Raw genomic sequence first — 5,519 nt, 5'->3', positions numbered from 1 at the left:
GCGTTTTATTCGTTATAGACGATATTTTATATGGATGATGATTAATTGCGCTCAAAAGCGCTTATACGGCCTGTAAACTAATAGCAGAAGAGCATTCTTTCTTCTTTTATTACTCAACCACTTCAGAATTACCTTATCTCTTCCTTTATTACCTAAGTAACTCCCGAAGTCCTCCTTATTGTAAAAATGCCAAATCAACTTTTTGACCACGGTACTCCCAGATACATATGTCAAACCACACACAATGCCAAAATAAGCCCCGTAGCATGTTCCTGAGGAGTGCTACGGGGCTATTTGTGTACCATTATATGTCAGATGTCATTGACACCCACGTCAACAGTGTCCCCTCTGGTAGGTGCGTGTATCAGCCTATCATCGACCTCCGTGTCGACACTGGTAATGCTATGTCACCCGATTATGGGCACGCTGTGGTGATACGATTATCCGTCATTGGACACTCTGGTGGTGCTGTGGTGTGCCTCTATGGCTATCACTTATCCATCGACTTAGCTACTGATTCAGCAACATCAGGCTCAGGCTCATCTGCGGGCACACTTAGGTCAATGTCGGGTGTTGGTACAAGTTGTGTTTCAAGTTCGTCCAGCTTCTTATCGTCATCATTCATGGGTACTCCCCCTTCACCTATACCAATCGTTGTTTACATAATGTCCATTATCCTGAGTGACCCAATTACCAAGGGCTGACGGTGGATTGCTCAATCGGACAAATTCACAAAGTCATCTCAGCCCCTCTGGGACACTTCACAAGCGCCATAGAAGGACAAATTCACAATGTAGACCACTTCAGTCCTCGAGCAGCTCACAGTGCTCTGTGCCATTTACTTTTTTCCTTTTGTTAATTCCTTAAATGTTACGATAGATAATATCACGGTAGCTACTACCGTAATAATAATAGCCCCGATTGGTGCTGGTACATCTGTACTCCAATAATATGCGTTTAAGTCGTTCCACTGACTGATGACAAGCGCCCACGCTACGGTATATGCTAGAAATTTCATTATATTATCCTTGTTGTATTGTCTATTTATTAGAAAATAGTTTCTTACCCGAACAATCGTGCAAGCCAGCCCCTTTTAGGATCATTAGCGGTTGTCTGTGACTCCGTCTCTGTCTCAATCATCTTGATACTGGCCAATTCTTCCTCAACTTTAGCTAATTTATTCTCTGTCATCAGCTGGAGTTGCTGTGACTGGCTAACCAGATTCTGTGCCTCCCCTAACTTATCAAGCAAAACAGTCTCACGCTCATCGTTTCGTTTCCGTTCCATGTCGTATCGTTCTTTTTGAGACGAAATCTCAGTCTCGAGACTAGCGATAATATCTGACATCTCCGAAACTTTGATACGATACTTCTCAACATCTTCTGAAACCTTTTGTTTCCCAGAATTTTGCAGTGGTTTCTTTAATTTCTCAATCTCATCGTCTGAGAGACCCGAAGACAAATCAGATAACGAAATATCATATTTGCGTGCTCTACGGTAAGCTGTGGCACGACTTATACCAAGTTCCTTGAGAAGTTCATCGACATTATCAAACTTATTCATAATCTTTCCTCCATGTATCAGAATCGTCAACCATAAGATACCACATTATCAGTATCAAACAAGGGTATACTGACACGACTTAAACAAAACGTGAGACGATACAAAAAAGAATAACCATTCATTTAAACAATGCAAAAGTCTCATCTCACAGTATCTCCCCTGTTCCGTTGTATTGTCATAACTGAACAGAGGTCCTGTTATGATTCCACAAAAAAAGACACCCCAGATGTGTAATCTAGAATGCCTTCTCAAGGAAAATACTGGCTACGCAATGTTATTGTACCCTCATGTGTCTGATATCACTACGGTAAACTCCTAAGGGCTGTCTTGGATTGGCTATCGCAACAATGGATCTGCTGAGACTGGGTAAACGCTACCCTAACGCACGCTGGTCAATTGAACATGATGTGAAGCCGATTCAATTGGTATCACGTGCGTTAGGGTAGCAACCGGCACTTGGTAAGCCTCAGCCGGCAGGCCTTAATCAATTGATTTCATCAATAAAAACATTGAAAAACCAAACCAAATCAGCCACTTTGAGCGCTTGTCATGTTCCGGAGATACAGTTGTCCCCTGTGATTGAGAAATAAGTTAAAAAATAACTTACTTCTGTTAGGACAACTGTTTGAATAGCCACTTCTCACGAAGCCACGACCATCGAAACTCATCTCGTTGATTCAGTACCTTACTACCACAGCTCTGACATTCCTCTGTGTTGCCGTTTCCGACTGGTTGTACTGCCTTACATGCCTCTGCCGTCAAATGCCCGTATAGAGCCTCTGACAGCCTTTTAGCCACCCTGTCTGTTACCGGTAAGTAACTTCTGTTTTCACCATATCCTTGTCGGACTTAGGCTTTGCCATTTGGCTTGGACGTATCAAAGACCGCTTCACGCCCCACACCCCTTAGTGATGGAGATTACACCACGCTTGGGCACCTTTTTGAATCATCGGGGTCAGTGTTCCCCGCCATTTCTGGATAACCTGATAACGATAGTCTGCACCGTTGCCAGATGATTCCATAAGTACAAAAAAGGATTCCATACGTTACGTGCCTTTCAATCAACACGCTTGTACGGAATCCTCTTGGTAAGTCCTGACTTTTTATGTCCTGTTTGGAGCTTACCTACTTGATTCAACTTCTGAATATGGTATACTGAGTATACGAATTAGGAAGTTAAAAAACGTGTCAAATGAGTTACGGTCATCTGGCACAGCTTGTAATTGGAACGCCAATTCCTATTACTCGCCTTTCTGATATTTAATTGATGTGTTAATCATATCAATTAAGCGGTTTCAAGTCAAGATTGCCTCGTGCTATCAAGGTTTGGGACAATAAACAGTATTTACTACTCCATAGTAACGCTGAACATATATTGAAGTCGGTTATGTGTCCTCCAAAGACGATAACTGGCTTTTTTATTGCTCTGAAACGCACTGAGAGGTCAAAGTTGCACCGCTTAGTGGGTAATCCATCGCAGAAGGCGCTTATATGACGCCGTAATAGCACAAAAAAAAGACCCTATGGTTAACCGGATTATTTCCATCCCGCCATAGGGTCTTTTTATTTATTCTGCAAAACTAGCTTGCAACCAAACTGGTTCCTGGTCAATTTTGGGGTTCAGGCACGATGGCAGAACGTGCTTATTTCACTGCCTATATTGATGTATATAGTGGTGAGGTTCTCACTTGGAATATCGATCTTCATCCAACTGTCGAGTTCGTCACAAAGCCATTAGATGAGCTTCTACAAAATAGGCCAGAATCGAGTTATCGAATGACAATTCACTCTGACCAAGGTTTCCAATATCAAAATTATGAGTATATATCACTGTTGAAGACTAACCGTGTGTTCCAAAGCATGAGTCGCAAAGCGACATGCCTAGATAACGCAATGGCTGAAAGTATCTTCCACATCTTGAAGGTAGGAACGGTGCATAACAACCACTATCAAAGTTATGACGAATTAAAATCCTCCATAACTAACTATGTCTATTACTACAACAACAAGCGGATAGAAACAAAACTGGCCGGAAAAACTCCGGTTCAATACCGAAATCTTTCCAACCAGTTAGCCGCTTAAACTTCACTCCAATTTTTGGGGTTCAGTTCACCTGGTTATAACTCAGGTCGGCCTGTTTTATTTCTTTAAGATATCTGCGACACGTTTTTGTAGTGCGGGCACGACGTCCGTTTCAAACCACGGATTCTTGGCAAGCCAGATGTTGTTGAGTGGTGATGGGTGCGCCAACGGCAAATACCGTGGCCCAAAATCCGCGAATCGATGTACCACACTGGTTAACGATTCACTCGCTTTGATTGGCAAATAATGCTGTTGCGCATATTTTCCGACTAGCAAAATCAATTCGATATCCGGCATCGTATCAAGTAGTCGTTGGTGCCATTCACCCGCCACAAATTTGCGTGGTGGTAAATCACCCCTCTTCCCCTTGCCTGGAAAATAGAAATCCATCGGTAGCACACCAATTAAGCCAGAGTCATAGAAGGTTGTCCGGTCGATACCCATCCACTCGCGTAATCGATCACCACTTTTATCATTGAACAAAATCCCGGTTTGCTCAACAACTGCGCCCGGTGCTTGGCCAATAATCAATATTTTCACTGTTGGTGCAATCATATAAATCGGCTCAAGTCCGCGCGCTGTAAATGACACATTACGTGAATCAGCCATTATTTCCTGTTTTAAATCCACAACCATTACCTCCAAAAAAATCGGTACTACATCAATTATAGTACCGATTCATATTAACCCTGCTCTTATGCTAGATTTACGGACAGATTTTCCTCTACGCTGTAAACTAATAGCATAGGAGCATTTTCACAAATATCCCAAATGCAAAATTTATTAGATCAGTAACAAAGATTGGCCTTACAGGACAAACAACTGATCGAAGAATATAAGGCAGAAATTAAGGACTTGAAAGCCTTAACGATGACACCGCATGATGATGGTAAAAAAGAAGTGACGTCAGACAAACAACCGGAACCTGAAAATAGCACCCCGGAGTCACAACCTAAACCGAAAAAGTGGTGGCGTTTTGGTAAATAGTTACAACTAAAAAAGAAAAGAAGACTAGTTAAATGGCGGAAGATAAATTTGAACAAGCTGTAATTGACAAGCTAAAGAGTGAAGGTTGGGAATATCTAACAGATTATTCTGGTGTAACAGTTGATCGGTTATATGATCACTGGCGAGATATTCTGAATGCCAACAATCGCAAACGACTAGAAGACACTCCGTTATCTGATAATGAGTTTGAACAAGTGAAGTTGGAACTAACGAAGAATAAAACGCCGTATGATGCGCAACTCATGTTGGCGGGTACGGGTGGTGTTGGGACCGTACCGTTGAATCGTGATGATGGGACGCAGCTAGAACTTGAAATCTTCTATGGTGATGAAGTGGCTGGTGGACATTCACGTTATGAAGTCGTTAACCAAATTACGTTTACGGATTTAGCAACGAGTCTCAGCTCTAAGCGTCGAATTGATATCATGTTGCTGATTAACGGGCTACCTGTGGCCCACATTGAAGAAAAAGATGAGTCCTTGCGAAACCAGTGGAATGCGTTTGAACAGTTCCAAAAGTATGACGGTGACGGCATGTACACGGGACTCTTTTCTTTTGTGCAAGTGCAGTTTGTCTTGTCGCAAAATTCAGCGCACTATTTTGCACGACCAAAGAATAGTGACTCTTATAACCGTGATTTTGCCTTTGGTTGGCGTGACGATGTAGGTAAAGATGTCACGAATACCATGACCTTTATCCATGAGATGATGGGTATTCCAGCTTTACACCGCTTAGTAACAGTGAATATGATCCCGGATGCAGCCAATGATAATTTAACGGTCATGCGCTCATATCAAGTTCAAGCAACGCGTCAAATTTTAGATCGTATGTGTGAAATGGATCAAAACGGGTTGATTGAAAAAGAA

The 5,519-nt window shown here is 42.3% G+C and carries 5 protein-coding genes and 1 pseudogene; 3 read left to right on the top strand and 3 right to left on the bottom strand.

The annotated features are described in order from the left end of the window. Positions 1–490 precede the first annotated feature (490 nt). The gene (locus ESE_RS12545) at positions 491–625 is read right to left on the bottom strand and encodes a hypothetical protein (protein WP_010372420.1); all 135 of its coding nucleotides are present in this window, start codon (positions 623–625) and stop codon (positions 491–493) included. A 437-nt stretch (positions 626–1,062) separates the two neighbouring features. Then, positions 1,063–1,563: a hypothetical protein gene (locus ESE_RS0105360; protein WP_010372417.1), complete on the bottom strand. Its 501-nt coding sequence runs from the start codon at positions 1,561–1,563 to the stop codon at positions 1,063–1,065. A 1,629-nt stretch (positions 1,564–3,192) separates the two neighbouring features. On the opposite strand from ESE_RS0105360, the gene ESE_RS11495 reads away from it, so the two are divergent. Next, the gene (locus tag ESE_RS11495; RefSeq protein WP_010372415.1) at positions 3,193–3,645 is read left to right on the top strand and encodes an IS3 family transposase; all 453 of its coding nucleotides are present in this window, start codon (positions 3,193–3,195) and stop codon (positions 3,643–3,645) included. Between the two features lie 57 nt (positions 3,646–3,702). Here the strand turns inward: ESE_RS11495 and ESE_RS0105350 are convergent, their stop codons facing one another. After that, complete coding sequence (locus tag ESE_RS0105350) at positions 3,703–4,281, bottom strand: uracil-DNA glycosylase family protein (RefSeq protein WP_010372413.1); 579 nt, start codon at positions 4,279–4,281, stop codon at positions 3,703–3,705. 120 nt (positions 4,282–4,401) lie between these two features. Between ESE_RS0105350 and ESE_RS11490 the strand changes: the two are divergent. Both ESE_RS11490 and ESE_RS11485 read left to right on the top strand, forming a co-directional pair. Next, positions 4,402–4,632 (top strand): annotated as a pseudogene (locus tag ESE_RS11490) (DNA-binding protein); the annotation flags it as partial. Positions 4,633–4,664: 32 nt separating this feature from the next. After that, the coding region (locus ESE_RS11485; protein ID WP_010372409.1) for a type I restriction endonuclease at positions 4,665–5,519 on the top strand (855 nt) is incomplete at its 3' end.

The organism is Weissella cibaria KACC 11862 (assembly GCF_000193635.1).
GTDB classification, from domain to species: Bacteria; Bacillota; Bacilli; order Lactobacillales; family Lactobacillaceae; genus Weissella; species Weissella cibaria.
Note: the sequence above shows the minus strand (reverse complement) of the source record. Positions and strands in the feature narration are given on the sequence as shown.